The sequence below is a fragment of the Clostridioides difficile ATCC 9689 = DSM 1296 genome (assembly GCF_001077535.1).
In the GTDB taxonomy this organism is placed as follows: Bacteria; Bacillota; Clostridia; order Peptostreptococcales; family Peptostreptococcaceae; genus Clostridioides; species Clostridioides difficile.
Window position 1 is genome coordinate 3080609 of the sequence record NZ_CP011968.1, and the last position, 20979, is coordinate 3101587.

Annotated in this window: 16 protein-coding genes; 1 reads left to right on the forward strand and 15 read right to left on the reverse strand. The window is 28.7% G+C overall.

What is annotated here, in order from left to right; all coding sequences use genetic code 11:
- Positions 1-47: 47 nt before the first annotated feature.
- The 15 genes from CDIF1296T_RS14625 to CDIF1296T_RS14700 all read right to left on the reverse strand — a co-directional run bounded on the left by CDIF1296T_RS14625 (position 48) and on the right by CDIF1296T_RS14700 (position 20309).
- Positions 48-956 (reverse strand): glycosyltransferase family A protein, encoded by a 909-nt coding sequence (locus CDIF1296T_RS14625; RefSeq protein WP_004454111.1) that lies wholly within the window; start codon positions 954-956, stop codon positions 48-50.
- Positions 957-977: 21 nt separating this feature from the next.
- Positions 978-1727: a glycosyltransferase family 2 protein gene (locus CDIF1296T_RS14630; RefSeq protein WP_003422862.1), complete on the reverse strand. Its 750-nt coding sequence runs from the start codon at positions 1725-1727 to the stop codon at positions 978-980.
- Positions 1728-1755: 28 nt separating this feature from the next.
- Complete coding sequence (locus CDIF1296T_RS14635; protein ID WP_009891031.1) at positions 1756-2931, reverse strand: CDP-glycerol glycerophosphotransferase family protein; 1176 nt, start codon at positions 2929-2931, stop codon at positions 1756-1758.
- Positions 2932-2945: 14 nt separating this feature from the next.
- Complete coding sequence (locus CDIF1296T_RS14640; protein WP_009897935.1) at positions 2946-3785, reverse strand: glycosyltransferase family 2 protein; 840 nt, start codon at positions 3783-3785, stop codon at positions 2946-2948.
- Between the two features lie 2 nt (positions 3786-3787).
- A complete protein-coding gene (locus CDIF1296T_RS14645; protein WP_009897937.1) occupies positions 3788-4945 on the reverse strand; it encodes a hypothetical protein in 1158 nt (385 codons plus the stop codon).
- A gap of 15 nt (positions 4946-4960) precedes the next feature.
- The gene (locus CDIF1296T_RS14650; protein WP_009897939.1) at positions 4961-5683 is read right to left on the reverse strand and encodes a glycosyltransferase; all 723 of its coding nucleotides are present in this window, start codon (positions 5681-5683) and stop codon (positions 4961-4963) included.
- 11 nt (positions 5684-5694) lie between these two features.
- Positions 5695-6768 (reverse strand): mannose-1-phosphate guanylyltransferase, encoded by a 1074-nt coding sequence (locus tag CDIF1296T_RS14655; RefSeq protein WP_003426511.1) that lies wholly within the window; start codon positions 6766-6768, stop codon positions 5695-5697.
- Positions 6769-6789: 21 nt separating this feature from the next.
- Positions 6790-8496 (reverse strand): phospho-sugar mutase, encoded by a 1707-nt coding sequence (locus tag CDIF1296T_RS14660; protein ID WP_009897940.1) that lies wholly within the window; start codon positions 8494-8496, stop codon positions 6790-6792.
- A gap of 45 nt (positions 8497-8541) precedes the next feature.
- Positions 8542-10098, reverse strand: a complete 1557-nt coding sequence (gene murJ / locus CDIF1296T_RS14665) for a murein biosynthesis integral membrane protein MurJ (RefSeq protein WP_004454106.1) — start codon at positions 10096-10098, stop codon at positions 8542-8544.
- A gap of 114 nt (positions 10099-10212) precedes the next feature.
- Positions 10213-11268 (reverse strand): cell wall-binding protein Cwp7, encoded by a 1056-nt coding sequence (locus CDIF1296T_RS14670; protein WP_004454105.1) that lies wholly within the window; start codon positions 11266-11268, stop codon positions 10213-10215.
- 94 nt (positions 11269-11362) lie between these two features.
- The gene (locus CDIF1296T_RS14675) at positions 11363-12049 is read right to left on the reverse strand and encodes a sugar transferase (protein WP_009891044.1); all 687 of its coding nucleotides are present in this window, start codon (positions 12047-12049) and stop codon (positions 11363-11365) included.
- Between the two features lie 219 nt (positions 12050-12268).
- Entirely contained in the window at positions 12269-14293 is a 2025-nt protein-coding gene (locus CDIF1296T_RS14680) for an N-acetylmuramoyl-L-alanine amidase (RefSeq protein ID WP_009897942.1), read from the reverse strand.
- Between the two features lie 253 nt (positions 14294-14546).
- Positions 14547-15890, reverse strand: coding sequence for an acyltransferase family protein (locus tag CDIF1296T_RS14685; protein ID WP_196341781.1), 1344 nt, complete (start codon positions 15888-15890; stop codon positions 14547-14549).
- Between the two features lie 133 nt (positions 15891-16023).
- Positions 16024-17601, reverse strand: a complete 1578-nt coding sequence (locus tag CDIF1296T_RS14695) for a cell wall-binding protein Cwp5 (RefSeq protein WP_009897945.1) — start codon at positions 17599-17601, stop codon at positions 16024-16026.
- Between the two features lie 296 nt (positions 17602-17897).
- Positions 17898-20309: a cell wall-binding cysteine protease Cwp84 gene (locus CDIF1296T_RS14700; protein WP_009897948.1), complete on the reverse strand. Its 2412-nt coding sequence runs from the start codon at positions 20307-20309 to the stop codon at positions 17898-17900.
- A 227-nt stretch (positions 20310-20536) separates the two neighbouring features.
- Between CDIF1296T_RS14700 and CDIF1296T_RS14705 the strand changes: the two genes are divergently transcribed.
- Positions 20537-20932 carry a GtrA family protein gene (locus CDIF1296T_RS14705; RefSeq protein WP_009897950.1) on the forward strand — a complete coding sequence of 132 codons (396 nt, stop codon included), beginning with the start codon at positions 20537-20539 and terminating at the stop codon, positions 20930-20932.
- Positions 20933-20979: the final 47 nt, after the last annotated feature.

Below are 20979 nucleotides of genomic sequence, written 5' to 3' on the forward strand. Positions count from 1 at the left end.
ATTTTTACTCTCCTTATATAGCAACTAGCAGTACTATACCAACAAGTTTACTTAGATACTAATTTTCTTTGTCCAATATATTTGTAATATCCTAATGGGAATAATGCTAAATACAACAATTTATCAGATACTTTTCTTAATTCACCAAAATAATGACTATCAGACAACAATGAGTATCTGGCTAAATTTATGTAATTTTTTATCCACATATATGGATATCTACTTAATGGATATGTATTTTGATTTATTAAATATAAAAACTCTAATGCTCTACCTCTTAATGCATTTTTACTTAATATATTCTTAGTCAAACCATCATCCAAATAATCTCTTATTATCATAGGTTTATTTACACATATAACTTTATAGTATTTAGACATTTCATTCCATACTACACTTTCTGGTAAAAATCTCACTTCTTTTCTTTCTGGAAAAGGAAATTTTATAAGCTCATCAGTTACAAATACTATGCTTTTATCTCCCTTAACGCCATACTTAAAATATAGGTCTGCAAAGTGACATATTTTCTTATCTTCAGGCATTTCTGTCCCTATCAAATCTCCACTTGGATATACACAAAGTCCAACAACTCCACTAAATCCTTCTTTATTCTCTAAAGAATCCCACTCATCATTAGCAATTTCAAGAGAATCTTTAATTAAACCATCATCACTATCTACAATGAAAAATAGCTCTCCATCTGCATTTTTTACACCTAGATTTATTGCAGTATGTTTTCCTCCATTTTCTTTGTATATATATCTTATATTTAATTTATTTTCTGATATAAATTTTTCAACTAACTCTTTAGTACTGTCGCTACTTCCATCATCAACAATCAACCATTCAAAATCATTGAAATCATAAGTTTGAGCTTTTAAATCATTGTACAAATTTTCAAGTAAATGAGCTCTGTTATACGTCGGAGTAAATACAGTAAATTTATATTTATACATTAATTAAATCTTCCTCTCTGTCTAACTTTTTTTGATTCCGTTTATTCCATAATTAATAAAGTAGTATATAGCTTTGTATAAAGGTATTTTTTCTATATTTCTATATATATTCCAAGTCCACATAGCAGCTTTTATTTTATTACCACTTAGGGAATTGCTAGATTTTCTATATAATGCTAGAACTTCATTTATTCCATGAGCAATATGCCCTTTTTTCAATATCGATAACCATAAAACATAATCTTCATGTCTTACACCACTCATTCTTATTTCAAAATCCAATTTAGACTTATCAATCACAACAGTAAGACATCCTAAGATATTTCCTTTTAATAATCTTCTATAATCTACATTAGGTGGAACTTTTATTACTTTGTTTAATTTTTTATCATTTTCATCCATCAGTTCATATGAAGTAAATGAAATTACATAGTCATTTTCTAACATAAAATTTACTTGTTTTTCTAACTTACTACTATTCCATTGGTCATCACTATCTAAAAAAGCTATAAATTGTCCTGTTGCCTTACTTAGTGCTAAATTTCTAGCATTAGAGACACCCTTATTAGTCTCAGTCTTTATACATTTTATTCTACTATCCTGTTGCATATAAGATTTGACTATATTAGGACTATTATCTGTTGAGCAATCATCAATAATTAACATTTCCCATTCTTGATAAGTTTGGTTTAATACTGATTTTATGGTTGCTTCAATAAATTTTTCAGAATTATACATGGGAGTAATTATAGATACTAAATTCTTCTTCATATTACCTTCCTCATCATTTATAAAATATTTATTTAATTTTACTTAATACACAATCATATATCCTCTTGCAGTTCTTATTATCATTATATCTGAAAAACTTATTTCTTTCATTTTTTTGGTTATCCATAACCTCAAAATTATTTTCAATAATATCAATAAGTTTATTCACGGCTTCATCATTATTATAAGCCAAAGACCCAAACATTTCACTTTTTAAATCTATATATGAATCAACTTTTTCCATATATTCATCCAAATCGAATTGGTAAAACAAGATAGGTCTATTCATATACAAAAAGTCTATGGCTACACTTGAATAATCAGTTATATTTGCAGCTGATTTTCTGATTTCATTTGCTAGAGTTACCCCTTTATCTAAAAACACAATTCGTTTTCCTGTTATATTTTCTTTTATATCATCTATAAACTCATGCATAAGATGATGCATATAAATTTTTACATTTATATCTTTCTCATCTAATATTTTATTTAATTTGTCATCATTTAAAAAATTCATTATATTTTTAAAATAATCTGTATCCGTAAATTTTCCTGAACTAAATTTTATCCAATCTCTCCATGTAGGAGTATATAATATATCTCGAGTTTGTGCAACTTCATTTGTTGGTAAATTGTCATATCTTGCATTTCCAATTATATAAACTGAGTCATCTAACATTCCCCAATCATTTACCATAACATTTCTTTCAAATTCAGAACTTGCTGTAACTATATTATAGCTTTTATATAGGTTATCTATAATATTTTTGAACTTTTTGTTCATAGGTTTTCTTTTTTTAAAACTTATAGTCCCATGATTTAAAAACACTTTTATCGTTTTTTTATGAAAATAATTAAGAACAGGTACAGCAAAATTGTATGGTGCTATATCTGCTGATGGTGCATGTGAAAATACTATAGCTTTTGAATTGTAATAATACAGATAGTTTTCTACACTTCCTCTTATTAATTTTTTGCCTGGAATTTTATCAAATACTTTACTGTCTTTATTTACTACCCAATAAGTTTCTACATCATTATGTTCTTTTAGCATATACTCATAAAAAAACTTTGAATTATCATTGTATATATCCCCTGAATGTCCACCTATAAGCCAGATATCTCTACCATTAAACTTATGCTTATTAAATGGATATATAAAAAAAGCCAAAAGCATATTTATTAAAAATTTAACCTTGTCCATAAACACCATCCTCATTATAACTTGTACTGTCTAAATCCATTAATTCTTCCTTTTATAGTGGCACTATGATAATCTCTATTGGAACTCAATATAAGACCTCCTATATTTCTTACAAGTTTTGATACCATAACTTTTGCAAACTTATAATTTTTTCTATAGACTATTTCCTTTTTGCAAAGCGCTCCAAAGCCTCTTCCATAGTTATAATCTTTTTGATACTTTTCTTTAGATTTAGAATGTTTTTTTGCAGGATGGTAAATTATATCATTTCCAAAGTATTTTCCTTTAAAACCTAAACTCAATAAGTTTAAAACATAATCTATCTCTTCACCAGCACCAAACTCTCCACCAACACCCAATTTCTCATCAAATCTTGTATAGTCTTTACCTTCAAAATCAATAAAAAAAGTTATGGATGTTATAGTATCCAAAACGTTGGAACTTGTGATATCACAAGTTCCATCATACATTTTCTTAAATGCATCAACTTTATTTGAATCCATAGTTTTGCAACTGTATATTTTATAATCTTTATTTTTATTAAAGAAATTTATAACTTTTTCTAATGTATCATTTTCGTAGACACAATCATCATCAGGGAAACCTATAATTTGCCCTACAGCATTGTCTATGCCTACATTTCTGTTATAACTCAATCCTTTTTTAGAGCTTTTTATATACTTTATATCTAACTTATCAATGTATTTATCAACTATTTCTTTAACTTTGCTATTATCATTTTGGTCTACTACTATAAGTTCAAAGTTTTTGTAAGTTTGATTTTCTAAGCTGTCCATAAGTAAGTATATATCATCATATCTATTTAATGTTGGCATTATTAATGATATTAACATTACTACCTCCTACTTTTCATCTTCCACAAATCTATTTCCCTTTTATCATTTAATATCACTTCTTTTATTAGTAATACTACTGCAAAACTAAATGAAGCTTCTAATAATAAATTTTCTGCAAAAGAGTATAGTAAAAATATAAATAAAGCTACTAAATATGCTTTTTTATCTTTTTCTATAAAGCTTTCTATTCCTTTATACATCAAATACATAAATAATATACAAGCAACTACTCCTAGTACACTAATTATATATACATAAGAACTATCTAATGGATTAGTTGCTTTTATAGCAGGACTATATGAATTTCCAAAAGGTTTTAGAAAGTTCCCCTTTTCAGCCAAGTATACATGCCAGAACTTAGGTCTACTTGCTAATAATCTATTTAATAAAGTGCTTTTATCAAATACTTTACCAATAATTACACTAAATAAAGTAAGTATTATCGGTAATGTCTTTAGGAGCATTGGTAGTCCTTTTATTTTTTTTATATCTATCCATCTTATTATTTCTACAAATATTAATCCTGCTAATATAGTGAAAAATCCAGTTCTACTATATGTGGTTTGATAAACAAAAAATGCAGAACCAAATAAAATTATTCTATCCCATTTATTATAATCTTTATATCTTAAGAATATATATGCTGCATATATAGTAACCATATGATAAAATACACTATTTGGATTACCAAGTCCAAAATCCATTCTTGTAACAAGCATATCTATTTTTTCTATATATCTATAGTGGACTTCCTGATTAAATATTAATGAAGGAAATAGATTAAATAATAATATAGCTACCATTAAAAAACATGCCGATATTATTAAATAATTTTTAACTATAAATTTATCATCTATTTGCTTAGCTGATACAGCTAATAAAACGATTAATAATATAGCTCCTTCCCTATTTAATAAATAAAGTAAGACACAAACTCCAACTAGTACCATTTCTGTTATACTTTTTCTCTTATCAAATAAAAAAAGTAGCATTAGTATTCCTATTGAAGAATAAAATAACGCTGATTTAATCATCCCTATATCCATATTTGGGTCAATAAATGATATCATATACTTTCTAAGTAATATGATAAACAAAACAAATATATAAAGATATTTTCTAATCATAATATTTCTATCATCATTTAAAGTCTTCATTTTACTTTCTCCCTTTTAGCTTCGTAAAGTATTACTTGCAAATATTTTACAACACTTCCATATCTTATTTACACCTGTTAAGTGTTTGCTTTCTAAGAAATAATTTCTCTTTTTAGCCCAACTTTTTCCCCACCAATGTATCCCAAAAGTGTTTTCTGTTATACATTCTGGTGTAAAGTCTTCTTTAAATCCAAAAGGATAAAAATATTCTTTGTCGTAAACACGTATTCCTTCTTCATAATTATTTAGGTCAATCTTCTTATAATTCTTTTCCATAAGATGAGTCATTATCTTTGGTATTGTAAACAATGAAGAAGTAAGTACTTCTTTTTCATAGTACTCCAATAAGTCTTTTAAAAAAGGATGTCCTTTTTCTACACCTATTATAGCACCATTTATATACTCTCTATCATCTTCATACCCACAGATTAGCCTATTATTTTCTAAAAGAGGAGTTATATCCTTTAATATTTGCATATCTGTATCCATATAAACTCCACCTTGTTCATAGAGTACTTTTATTCTTGTATAATCAGATATGAATGCCCAAAGTTTTCTTTTATAACATTCTTCCAAAAACTTATTTCCTTTTATTTCTTTCTCTATATCAAAGTTTTTTTCATTCCACTCTACTATCTCATATTCTGGAAGCTTTTCTTTCCAAGAATTTATACATATATTTTCTATATTTCCTTTTGGACCACCAAACCATACATAATGTATTTTTTTAGGAATCAAATGAACACCTCCTACATATATTCTTGTCTATCTTCTTCTTTTAACTGCTCTACTATTTTTTTGACATCTTGAGCTTTATCTTTTCTACAAACCATAACTGCATCATTTGTAGATACTACTATCAAATCACTAATACCTATTGTCGATATTAATTTGTCATCTGAATATATAATTGAATTTTTAGTATCTATAGTAATATTTTCACCTCTTTTGATATTACCTTCATCATCAGTTGGATATATTGCACCTAGAGAATCCCAAGAACCAACATCATTCCATCCAAAATCACCAGGAACTACTATAACATCATTACTTCTTTCCATAATACCATAATCTATAGAGATTGATTGTATAGTTGGGTATATTTCTTTTATTTTTTCCATTTCTTCTTTTGTTCCTAAGTATTTACTTATATCTTCTAATTTTTCATATACTTTTGGCAAGTATCTCTTAAAATCTTCTAGTATTTTAGATACCTTCCATACGAACATTCCACTATTCCATACATACTTTTTAGAGTTTACATATTCTTTAGCAATTTCATAGTTTGGTTTTTCTACAAACTCCACTACCTCATATGCAACATCTTCTATAGTATTTTCTCTATTAAAATTTATGTATCCATATCCTGTTGATGGAAATGTAGGAGTTATCCCAATAGTTACTAGTTTATCATTATTTTCTGCTATATAGATAGCTTTTTCCAAAATAGATTTAAATTCTTTTTCATCTTTTATATAATGGTCAGCTGGATATACACACATAACACCATCACCATATTTTTTCATTATGTTAAATGCTGCAAAGCCTATAGCTGCTGCTGTATTTCTGGCACATGGCTCTGGCAATATATTACTATCCAAACATTTATCTTTTACTATATCCTTTAAAGCTTCCAATTGCTTCTCATTGGTTACTATAAATAAATCATCTTTTTTTGCTAGAGAATCTATTCTGTTTATAGTTTCGTTTATTAAAGCATCTTCTCCACTTAAATTTATAAGCTGTTTAGGTACTTCTTGTCTACTAAGTGGCCAGAAACGAGTTCCTCCTCCTCCAGCCATTATGACATTGTATACTTTCATTGTTTATCTCCCCTTAGCTTTTTATATAGAATCCACTACATTTAATATATAAGATATTAAATTGTTCAACTTAAATTCTACATCTTCTTGATTGTCTGAATTTGCTCCAAAGTAAAATTTAATTTTAGGTTCTGTACCTGAAGGTCTTATAGCTATCCAAGAGCCATCTTCAAGTAAAAATTTAAGTACATCTGACTTAGGTAAATCATCAACACTATCTTTATAGTCTAAAATTTTATCTACTTTTACATCAGCCACATTATCTATTTTAACACTTCTAAAGTAAAGCATCATCTCTTTTATTTTTTTTATTCCATCTATGCCTTTTAAAGTTACTGACTTTAAGTCCTCTTTGTAGTATCCAAATTTATTATATGTATCTATCAAAGCTTCATACAAGTTCATACCTTTTGAAGAATAGTATGCTGCCATTTCACATATCATAAGTGAAGATACAACACCATCTTTATCTCTAGCATGAGTTCCAATTAAGTAACCATAACTTTCCTCATATCCCATTATAAAACTTCTATCATTGCTTTCTTCAAACGCTTTTATTTTTTCTCCTATAAATTTAAATCCTGTTAAAGTATTTAAACAATCTACATTATAAGCCTTTGCTATTTTTGCACCTAGTTCTGATGTAACTATAGTTTTTATTATTGTAGGATTGTTTTTAGGAAGTTTATTTTCTTCAACTAAACTCTCTAATATATATCTAACTAAAAGTGAACCGACTTGATTTCCATTTAAGACTACATATTCACCACTTGAATCTTTTACAACGATACCTACTCTATCACAATCAGGGTCTGTTCCTATTATCAAATCAGTGCCATTATTCTTTGCCATTTCAATAGCTATATTAAACACTGACTTTTCTTCAGGATTAGGATACTTTACTGTTGAAAAATTAGAATCTGGCAATTCTTGCTCCTTAACTACCATTACATTTTCAAAACCACATTCATTTAAGACTTTTCTTACTGGCTTATTTCCTGTACCATGAATAGGTGTATATATTATTTTTAATTTTTTCCCGTATTCATCTATTATATTTTGTCTTAAAACTTGCTTCTTAACAGCTTTTATAAACTCATCATCTACTTCATTATCTAATATAGTTATTAAATTTTTAGATAAAGCTTCTTTAAAATCTATACTTTTAATAGTACTGTAATCATCAATCTTATTAACTTCTGCTATTATATCATTTGCCATATCTATACAGATTTGACCACCATCTGAGTCATATACTTTATATCCATTGTATTCTTTAGGATTATGACTTGCTGTTATTACTATTCCCATAGCACACTTTAAATATCTAACAGCAAAAGAAAGTTCTGGTGTAGGCTTTAATTCTTCAAAAATATAAGCCTTTACACCATAAGCACTTAAAGTCTTTGCTACTTCTATACAAAACTCCCTAGACATGTATCTACTATCATGTGCTATAACTATTCCCTTTTGCTTACCTTCTTCTCCTTGAGTTTTCATGATATAATTTAAAACGCCCAGTGTCGCACGTCTAACAGTATAAATATTGATTCTATTAGTTCCCGCTCCTATTATACCTCTTAAACCACCTGTTCCAAACTCTAAATTTTTATAAAATCTATCTTGTATTTCTTTTTCATCATCTTTTATACTTAATAGCTCATTTTTCGTTTGTTCATCAAAATAAGGAGAATTTAACCACATCTCATAATTATTCTTATAATCCATATTTTCATCCTTTCTGACTCTAATTTAAAATTTCAAGGTAATTATCTATCTTCTAAGTAGTTTTTGTTTTCCTTTTCTTAAAAATTCAAAAGCTAAATCCATCTCTTCTACCTTAAATAAAACTATCAATACAGTATATACAGAAGCTCCACCTAATACTCCAGCTCCAACTGATATAATTTCTTTAATTGTTCCTGAACCCATAAATGCATATAGATTATTATATATCAATAAAGTAGCTACTGCCATCACACCAGATGCTACCAAACTTTTTAGACCAGTCTTTATAATTTTATCCCCTCCAAAATATCCATTTTTCTTTTTAAGAGATATAAATAATAATATAACTGTAATTATGTTTGATGTACTAGTTGATATAGCAATACCTGCATGACCCAATGGTCTTATCAATATTAAATTAAGAACTATATTTATTATTAAAGCTATACTTCCATTTATCATTGGCGTTTTTGTATCTGAAAGAGAGTAAAATGCCCTATATAAGACATCTCTTACTCCACAAGCCAATAAACCTAGTGAATATAATCTAAGCGCTATAGATGTAAGGTCTGTTGATAACGCATCAAATTTACCCCTTTGGAATAATATTCTAACAAGAGGCTCTGCTAATATAATAGCTCCTATAGATATAGGAAGCACCACCAATATAATACAATTTGAAGATTTTACAATAGTGCTTATAAATCCTTCTTTATTATCTTTACCAGACATTTTTGCTAGTTTAGGATATATAACTGTTATTATAGATGTAACAAATAATGCCATAACAAACTCATTTAGCCTATTTGCATAGTTAAGAGCAGACAACTTTCCATCACCCAAAGTGGTTGCCAATAATCGGTCAACAAATATATTTAACTGTCCAACAGCTACTCCTACCAACATAGGCAATACTAGGTTGACTAACTCTTTTATGGACTCATCCTTTAAATTTATATATGGCTTATACTTGTAGGACTTCTTAAACGCAAATGGCAGTTGAAACAATAGCTGACTCGCCATAGCCAATAATGCTCCTGCTGGCAGTATCCATACATTTTTACCTGCACTTAGTGCTATTGCTGCTATTATTATAATATTATATGGGATTCCTATAAGCCCAGGAATTACAAAACTGTCATTCACCTGTAAAAACGAACTAAATATCTTACTTCCACTCAGGAATAAAACTCCTGAAATCATTATTTTAGTAAATAATATTGCTGCTTGGAACTTAGCAGGGTCGTTTCTAAATCCTGCTGCAAATACTGTAACAAATTGCTCTGTAAATAAAAGCCCAATAATAGCTATTACTATAGCCATTATATAGCATATATTTAAAACATTATTAGTAAATTTTAAGGCACCTTCATCTCCGAGTCTTTTCTTTGTCTCAAAGTACATAGGTATATAAGTTGTAGCAACTGCAGAGCCTATGACTGCTATGATTAAACCAGGTATATTTAATGTTAATACAAATACGTCTGCATACATACCTGTCCCATAGAAATTTGCAAGTACAAGTTCTCTAAGGAAACCTAATACTTTTGAAAACATAGTGGCTGCCATAATCCACAATGCTGCTTTAGCTGTTTTTGACATCTTCTTTCTCCTTATCTAATTTAAACTCTAAAAGTAGAACTTTTAAAACTGCTTATAAACATTATTCTAATTAAGTAAATTTAACCTATGAAAAGCTTCCTTATAAATCAAAAACTATTTCGACTCATATCTAAGTGCCCTAAATGTAATCAATAGTAATAATAGTATTAATACTATACAAGATAAGAATGTTAGATTAAATATGCTCTTAAATAGACTATAATCACCTACTGTATACCCAACTTCAACTACATCATTTATATTGCTATCTTTCAAGAATTTATCTTGTGCACGACTTAAGTTATCACTACAAATCAGTATTGGCATATTTTCTTTTGCTGATACTACTCCCAAAGAAATATATTCGTTTACATCAGATCTACTACCAAAGTCTAATCTAGCAGTATAGATTTTCTTTATATCTTTTTCATCATAAAACTTCTTTATTAAATCAACATTTGTACTTGACTTATTTATTTGCTTTATTCCTTCTATATTTTTTAAGTTAGAATCAATCTCTGCAATAAACTCTTTTGAATCACCTAATGCATATATTTTTTTAAGGTTTTTGCCTTTTAAGAAATCAATTTGTTCCTCAAACCCTTCATCTTTAGCCCATATTATTGGCATTCCACTTTTAGCGGCATAAGAATATACAGATATGGCGTTCTCTAATCCTGTTGTTGAGCTAAGTAAAAATGCTTCATCAAATCCTACTGTTCTATACATTTCTCTAGCTATCTTTAAAGATGTATCATATCTGTCTTTCCCTCTTATTCTTTCTACTTTCATTCCCATTTTTTCTATATTACGTTCAGCATCTTTAGATACTGCCTTTAAACCACCTACTATCGTAACCTTCTCTGGACCTAGTTCTTTTAGATAATTTCTTGTTACTCTACCAAGATTTTTACTCTTAGTTACAACTATTGGAGCATTTTTTGCATATGCTAAAGGTGTTGCACTTATACTATCTACAATTGACTCTTCATTTACAAGAATTACTTCTTTAGAATCCTTAAATGCTCTTTTATTTAATTCTGTCGAAATCTCTGGTATACTCCCTTCTATCAACTCTCTTTTGGGATTTGCATCTGCAAATACTCCTATCGTACTAGAAATAGAGATTAACAAAACTAACGATAATATAGTAGAAATTTTTTTAATCATAAGTTCTCATTCCTTTTCTTTTTTGTATTTTTTGACAATAAAAAAGCTCTTTTTAAAGAGCTTTTTCATTGATTAGTAATCTAATATTTTAAAATTATCTAGCTCCGTCTCCTGTCAATACTACTTTAACAGTTTTAAAGAGTATCTTAAAGTCAAGTAATATACTCCTATTTTTTATATAGTAAATATCTTCTTTAAGTTTTTCTTCAGGAGTGATTTCGTATCCACCATTTACTTGTGCCCAACCTGTAAGCCCAGGTTTTATAGCGAGCCTGTTGATAAATCCAGGTATTTCCTCATTAAATTGAACAGTAAAGTTCGGTCTCTCTGGTCTAGGACCTATTAAGCCCATGTCCCCCTTTAATATATTAAACAGCTGTGGAATCTCATCAATTCTAGTTTTCCTAATAAACTTTCCAACCTTAGTTATTCTAGGATCATCTTTTTCAGCCCATTGTGCGCCAAATTTTTCTGCGTCTGTTCTCATAGATCTCAATTTATATATATAGAATCTTCTCCCGCATTTTCCTAGTCTTTCTTGCTTATAAGTTATTGGTCCTTTGTCCTCTATTTTAATAAGAATTCCAAATATTGCTATTAAAGGTAAACCTATCACAAGTCCTATTATAGATAAAACTAAATCCATAATTCTTTGGTACAAGTCGAATAAAACTGTTCCTTTTACTATGCTATAGTCAATCTCACTTGCAATTTCTTTATCTGCCCCTGGATAGCTTTTAATTTTAGGTATTTCACACTCATCATTAGTATATCCAGACATAGTTACCTCCATATTGGAATAAAAATTTTTTTAATTCTTAATTTCAACTTATTTCTATCTTATTTTTGACTTATTTCTATATTATACTCAATAATGAGCAGATTATCAATACAAGAAACATCATTGTAAACAATTTGATTCTTTACAAAAATATATCATCTCTTGTTATATTTTACATTATAACAGGAGATGATATGTTTTGCTTTAATATTTTCTATTTTATTTTACTGTATCTTCTATTCCTATTCCAATTTGAGTTCCCATTGTTTTTACTTTTTCTGCAGTATTTAACTTATCCATATCGCTCTTATTGTCAATAAATGCACATTCAACAAGTATTGCTGGATAATTGTTATTTCTTAACACATATAGGTAATCTTTTCCATTATCAAGTGTTCTTGTCTTGATTCCTCTATTTTTCATGTTAAATTTTTCTAGTATTCTTTTTAAGATATTTGATGCTGCAGTCTTAGTTGTTCCACCATTTTTATCTTTTACTTTGTAATAAATTTCCACACCATTACCAGCTCCATTAGACGCATTGTAATGTATACTTGTAAATAAATCTGGCTTTATAGTATTTGATAATGCTGTTCTTTCTCCTAAAGCCATTGTTTTATCTGTATCTCTAGTCATAACAACATTTATACCTTTTGAACGTAAATATTCAGTAGTTGCTAATGCTGTATTAAGAGTATATTTCTTTTCTTGTGCTCCACCATTTAATCCACTTGTTGCCCCTGAATCAGAACCCCCATGGCCTGGGTCTATCACTACAGTTTTTCCTGCTGCTGAACCTGAATTATCTGGTTCTGTTGGTGCATTGTGTTTTGATAAACTAGATGCTATAGAATTTATAACACTATCTTTCATTCCATCACCAATTTGATATACTGTTTCTGCTGTTTTTTCTGATAAGTTTGTACTATGGTATGCAGAAACATAAGTTTTTGGAGTTATAAGTATTGGAGCTTTTAATTTAGCTGCTAAAGGTCCTGCTGTTATTGAATCAACTATTATGTCAGATTTTGCAACTAACATTGCACTCAACTCTTTATCTGGATAGAAAGTCTTAATTACATTTGCATTTGTTTCATGTCTATCTGCTCCAGAAACTCTATTTTTTGAAGTACCATTTTTTGCTATTTTAGATATTTGGTCTATAATTTTTGATGATAAACTTTGACTACCACCTATGTAATAAGCTTCTTCTAAACCTTGTGAAGATAACCAATTATATGTACCTTGTGGTACAGAATCTTTATTAGCTAATATTATAGGTTGTTGGTCTTCACCAGCTTTTGATGAAATATTAAGAGCATCATATTCACCAGCATATCCATTTGCTATGTATATTTTATTAACATCATGATACTTATCTATTTCTTTTGCTATAAGTAAAGATGTTTCATGTCTATCAACTCCACCAATACGAGTCACATTTACATTTACAGCAGATTTAATTTGAGACACTGCCTTTTGTGAAACTGAACCATCATCACCTATAATTATTACATCACTTGGATTTAGACGTTTTAACTCTGCTTTTGTACTTTCTGGTATATCATCTTTATTTGCAAGTAATATTGGTGCGTCATATGTAGATGCAAGTGGAGTAGCTGTAATTCCATCTGCTGCTAATTCTCCATTAACTATTACAACCTTACTAGACCCATCTTTCCAACCTTGTTTACTTATCTCAACAGCAGTTTCAAATCTAGTAGCTCCAGCAAGTTTTTTTACTGGTGCAGAAGTTTTTCTCATATATTCATTTACTGCTTTTGTTGAATTTGCATCACTTATTATAAACTCTTGCGTAACATCATAATCCTTAAGATTTAATCCCATAGACTCTAAGTCTTCTTTGTTTAAAACTTTCTGTTCATCTTTACCATTTATTTTTATGCTTTGAAGTTCCCATACATTTAAGTATTCTGGGTCTTTGTTATAGTTTATTACACCTTCATATGAATCTGTCTTTTCATTGTAATTTAAAGTAGCTTCAAGTGGCATATCATAACACATAAAATTTAATGTTATTGAATCAGCATTTAATTTTTCTTTAAATTTTACACTTGCATTAGATTTACTTCCTAACACTACACTTTTTCTTTGTAAATTTATATTAATATCTGAATTAGATTCTGTATTTGCAGTAGTATTTTCAGCCGCTAAAGCTACGTTTGGTGCCACCATTGCTACAGACAACATTCCTGTTGCCAATAATTTTGTTGTTTTTTTCATCATATCCCCCCTAATTTTTTGGTTCTTTAAATCTTTAAATCTTTTTTAATACATCTTAAGCTTGTTTTATATTACATAAATTCAATATTATGTAAATCTTTTTTCATTATAGCACAAAAAATTACAAATTGTAAACTTTTTGTAATCTTTTATGGCATGGTTTTTAAATTTTATCGAGGAGAAATTTTGATTATATCTGATAGTTTCCGTATATTTGAACAAATCAAAGACTTTATCATCTAAAAATATTGCACTAAATTTTAATAAATATTTTTTTCTTGTACATTATAGACATTACTATAACCCAGAATAGGACATACAATAAAGAAAATATAAGAGAATCCCAAGTTGTACCTGCCCAAGGTGTTATAAGTTCATATGTAGTCCACTCTACCAAGGTAGTTGGATAATCGACTTTGTTCGTAAGTTTTGGAACATTCCAAAAAACATGACTTAATATTTCAAGGCACATATATGTAAAAATAGGGCTACTTCCAAGTGCTATTATTGGGGTAAATATTTTACTTTTATTTTTGATGTCGCATATAAAATAAAATATTGACAGTAATATACCATAACTGCCAGCCATTAAAAGTACAAATGAGCTAGACCATAATCTTTTATTAAATGGAAAATACTGATTAAAGATAAAAGCACCTATTAGCAGGATTATGCTCATAACCAGTATTTTAAAGAATTTTTTATATTCTCCTAGATTTTCTTTTAAAAGTACACATCCCATAGTGCATCCCAACATACCTGAAGAAATTGCTACTATACTAGTTAAAAAACCATCTGGTTCAAATTCTGGCTTGTACAAATGTCCCTTGAAGAAATGTAAATCCACTAACTGTGCAAGAGAACCTTCTAGCTCAAATCCATAAGGTTTTGCTAATATGTAGTACCCAACTATTATAAATGTAGATATACATAGAAAAGTAATTATTGTAGCAGTACTTCCAACATTTAATTTTTTTAGTAGTAAATATACTAAACTAGTCACAAAATAGACTAATCCCATACGTTGAAGTACTCCAAGTATTCTTACAGTATCTAAATCAGGATTTCCTAGGTAATTTAAGAAAAATCCAAATAATATCAATAAGATACTTCTCTTGAATATACTAAGTATTATACTCAGTGTGGATTTATTATTTTTTATCTTACTATTTATTGATATTGGAATTGTAACACCTAAAGATATAACAAAAAAAGGAAATGCAAAATCTGCAAGTGTTACACCATGCCATACAGCATGTCTTAATTGAGGATACATTCTCATCCAAGTCCCAGGATTATTGCAGACTATCATGAGGGCTATTGATAGCCCTCTTATTATATCTATTGATTTAATCCTACTATTCATAAGTTTAGAATCTACAGCATTATTTGAAATTTTATTGCTATTGCTATTGCTATTGCTATTGCTATTGCTATTGCTATTGCTATTGCTATTGCTATTGCTATTGCTATTGCTATTGCTATTGCTATTGCTATTGCTATTGCTATTGCTATTGCTATTTAGATTATTTTTCTTTATTCTAGTTTTGTCAATACTTTTATTTATTTTTTTGTTACATTCAATTCCAATCCCCATGTTACCTCCCCAAAGCTTATTCAAATATATACTAAACTACATATTTATCTATAAATCTATTTGTATATAAACCTGTTTAACTACATAAATTTAGAACAATTACAACACACACTTCACTTAAATATATATATTCTTAGCTAAGAAATTTCTTTAGAAATCCAAGCTTATCTAGTATATCTTGTATTTTATTGACTTTTTGACTTATAGAATCTATAGCTTTTTCAATTGAATCTACTTTAGCCTCTAAATCTTCAACCTGATTAACTTTTTTATCTATAGTACCATTATTAGTTATATCACTATTAGATGAATTATCTATAAGTTTTCCTATATATCCATCATTAATCAATTTTGTATCATTAGCAGAAGCTAATATCATCAACGTATCTATATCTGAATTTCTAGTATTTTCTATAACTCTACCATTTTTGTCACGAACTGACAATATAGTGATTGTATCATGGTTATTAAATCCACCTTCTCCAATATTTCTAACTATAACATTTACCAAAGTAGCATAGTTATTCACTTCACCATTAGGCATATCTACTGTAAGAGTCTTTGAACAATCACCCTTTATATTCACAGTTATTGGTTTATTTGTTACCATTCTAAAAGCTTCATTTACAGTATTCTCTTTTGGTTTAAAGTTTATAATATCATTAGGACTTGCTATATTTATCATATCAGTTAATTCCTCAACAGTTTTTGCTTCAAACACAGTTTTTTCTTGTAGACTTTTAATTTCATCAAAAGCTTCTTCATTTCCATTTCCACCTACCTGTGTTATAGTATTTAATTTTTTAGTACTAAGTATGTCCCTTTGTTTTGTGTTTAATTTATTACCAACCAAAACAACAGGAGACTCATTTTTTGCAGCCAATACTCCAACAGCTAACGAGTCTATTAGTTGATTCTCATTTTTACTACCATCCTTAGTTACATATAAATTACTTAAATTTGTATCAGTGTAAAACTTTTCTATGACCTTAGCATTAGTCTCATTTCTATCTTTCCCACTCACTCTTTCTGCATTAGGAAGACTCTTTTCTACAGCTCTTGAAACTGAAGTCGTACCTCCAATTACATATGCTTTTATAACTTTCTCATCCCTTATAAATTTATCAAATGCTTCTACTCCGTCCTTAGGACTAGACAAAATTATAGGCATCTTATTTTGAGCTGCTGGTGCTCCAACGCTAACAGCATCACTTAATCCTTTTTCACCATTTACTACAGCAACTTCCTTAATATCTTTTATATCCTTAAGCTTATTAGCCAAAATCAGTGAAGTTTCATATCTATCCTTACCATTAATTCTTTCTACATTAAGTCCATTACCTTTTAACTTGTTCTCTATATCTTTATTAAGTACAGCAGTACCTCCTATCAAATAAATATCTTTAGCTCCTAGACGTTTTATCTCTTTTTCAGTCCTATCATCTAGCTTATCACTTTCTGTCAAAAGTATTGGTGCTCCTTTAGCCTTTGCAAATGGTGTGGCTGAAAGTGCATCAGCTAATGAATTGTCATTAACTAACACTACATTAGAACTAGAACTGTATGCCTTTTGACTTATCTTTACAGCAGTTTCATATCTACCATTACCTATTAATTTTTCCTCTGTAAGTGCATATGATGGTATTATAGAAATGCTACTTAAAGTAAGCGCTATTGTCAGTATTGTTAAAATAGTTTTTGGTGCTTTCATTATTATTCCCCCTTATTTTGTTTAAAATCTTACTATATTTATATTATAAAATAACTTTACACTATTTTACAGTTTAAAATTATTACATTTTTCATCAATAATAAGAAAACTATCTAAAAATATAGACAAGCCTATTTTTCATTATTTAAATGATAAAAATATAAAACAACAAAAAAGAGTGCCTCATGAACTAAAAAGTTCATTTTGAGACACCCCTTTTTGTTATTTTATATTTATAAACTTCTATTGAACATTTTTTAATAATAAAATGTATATCCTTACTATCTTTCCATTCACTATTTTCCTAAAAGAGTATTTAGTTCATTAAAAGCATTTTCATTTCCATTTCCACCAACTCTAATAGGAGTTTCTATTTTCTTAGACTTAAGTACATTTTTTTGACTTTCATCTAACTTATTTCCAACTAGAACTACTGGTGAATCAGTTTTAGCACCTAATGCTCCTACTGCTAGTCCATCTATCAAGTCTCCTTGACTCTTTGAACCATCTTTAACAACAAAAGCATATTTCAAATCTGAGCTAGGATAGAATTTATCTATTATCTTAGCATTAGTTTCATTTCTATTACTTCCTGCAAGTCTTGTTGGATTTGAAAGCTTACTTTCTAAATTTGATGATAAAGTAGCTGTTCCACCAATTATATAAGACTTAGTTATTTTTGATGAATTTAAAAACTCATCAGCACCTTGCAACTCACTTTTTTCATTAGTAAGTATTATTGGCATATTGTTATCAGCAGCTGCTGCACCAACACTTATTGCATCTGCAAGTCCATTTACACCATTTGCCACTGCAACTTGTGAAACAGATTTTATACTATTTAACTTTTGAGCTAGAGATATACTAGTCTTGTATCTATCACTACCTGAAATTCTTTCTACTGATATACCCATATTACTAAGTTGAGTTTGTACATTCTTGCTTAAAGAATTTTCTCCACCTATTAGATAAACTTTTTTAGTTCCTAATCTTTGTAACTCTGCCTTAGTTTTTGAATCTAAGTTATCTTTTCCTGTCAAAAGAATTGGAGAGTCGATTGCTGCTGTAAATGGTGTAGCTGTTAAAGCATCCACTATTGCGTCTCCATTTACTAATACTGCATTTTGTGAAGAAGTCCATCCTTTTTGACTAACTTTAACTGCTGTTTCATATCTATCTGCTCCAGTTAAAGATTCTCCTGAAGTAGCTTGTCCAGAAGATGTTTTTGTTATAGCTTTTATAACAAAGTTACAAGGAGAAAATTCACTATATGTATTTATATCCTCAAACTTATTGTTTTGAAGTATGTAGCTTTCACCTAAGTTTGCTTTAGCCTCATATAAATAATATGCATCTATATTAGTTTCATATGCTAAAGTTGATTTTTCTCTATTAGGATTTGCTGTGTTGTCTATAACTACTACTATTGCTCCTTTACCTTTTGGTAAGCTGTAAGAATTAGTAGGTACATTTATGTATCCAGAATATGATACTGTTCCACTTGCAAGTTTTGTCATTGAATTGTTTTGAGGAACTCCATTTACCACTGGTGCATAATATACTTCATATTTTGCTCCTACAGAGTCTGTTTCAAACATAACAGAATCAAGTTTTTCAGAGTCTCTGCTAAAATCAAATACATTTGCTGCTGTTACTTTATTTGACATTATCTTGCTAAGACCAGCATATTCAAGTTGGTACATTTTTTTATCACTATCTGGTTTTGATACTGATTTCATTGCATAGTTATCTGTATCTGTTAGTAGAGTTTTATCTTCATAAGAAATCCAGAAGAATCCTTTCATAGAGTTAAACTCTCCCCAACTGCTTTTTACTAACCATGCTCCATTTGATTCTGGTTTTACATCAGATGCAAAATTATCTTTTGAATAATTATCATCCCATCCTACTATCGCTACAGCGTGATTTAATGGAGCTCTCTTATTTGTACAGTTATATGCTGTTTCATCTTTATTAAAATATGTTGAATAATGTGCATAACCTGATGTCACTGAACCATATTGCATTATAGCATTCTTTACAGTTTCCTTATCTTTATTAAGACGAACAACATCTGTTACATTAAATTGAGTAGGTGCAGTATCCATATTTGAAGGTTCAGTTGCACCTTGTGCCTCAGATTTAAGATTATATGGTATGTCCTTTTCTAACTTAGGACCTGCCCATGCTGTCAGATATCCTATAGCTGTTACATTTGAACTCCCTGACATATCATCTAAGTTCCATCCATATTTTCCACCAGTTGCCCACCATCTTAAATGTTCTTCTGATAAGTCATACGTTCCATATCCTTTTAATTTAAGATATGCTTCTAAAGTTGACATACCTGAAAAAGACCAGCATGTATTAAGACTTCCTTGATTTTTTGCTGGTGTAGTAAGACCAAGATCCATTGGGTTGTATGCTACACTTGATTTATATGCTGATGGAAGACTACTTCTACCCTTATTTCGAAGTGTTGTACCTTCCATTTCATGTGGAAAAGGTATTACTCCATTATATTTTGCTGTGTCTCCATTTTTGACATCTTCTAGGTATTGAAGATAGCTTTCAGAATACTCTGCAGTTTCTACTCCATCTAGAGTTTTATGGTTTTCTGCTGAGACAGGTATTGTTGACACTATTAAAAAGCAAACTGTCAACAATGCTAGTAGCTTTGACAATTTTTTTAATTTGTACTTTCTCATGTTTACCCCCTTATATGTATTTAATTTTTATTATATCAGATTTCTAAATTAAGGTCATATTTTATTTTGATAAAATATGGATTATGAGTACATATTAATTATAGAATATTATAGTTTTATTTTTTATAATATTTTAAGATATATTGATTTATTAATAGATGTGCTATACTAATGTTTGTTAGTATCTTTAAGTATATTTATATTAAATTAGCTTAGGAGGATTATATTTGATTTTAAAAAAGTATAAAGAGACAATATTATATTTATTTTTTGGAGCATTTACTACTCTTGTAAATATAGTTTCGTATTTATTTTTTACTAGAGTTATTTTATTTAATTTTATGGTTGCAAATGCTTTGGCATGGATACTTGCTGTTTTATTTGCTTATGTTACTAATAAGTTTTTTGTGTTTGAAAGTAAAAGAATTGAAATAAAGTTCTTATTTAAGGAATTTTTGTCTTTTGTTAGTTTTAGGCTACTTTCTGGTGTCGTTGAAATGTTAATTATGTATGTAATGATTGATTTGCTTTTTGTAAATGATGTTATTGTAAAAATATTTACTAATATAGTTGTTATAGTTTTAAATTACTTGTTTAGCAAGATGATAATTTTTAAAAAATAAATAGCAGATTACTAAATAGTAATCTGCAAAATGAATAAGTTTAATGT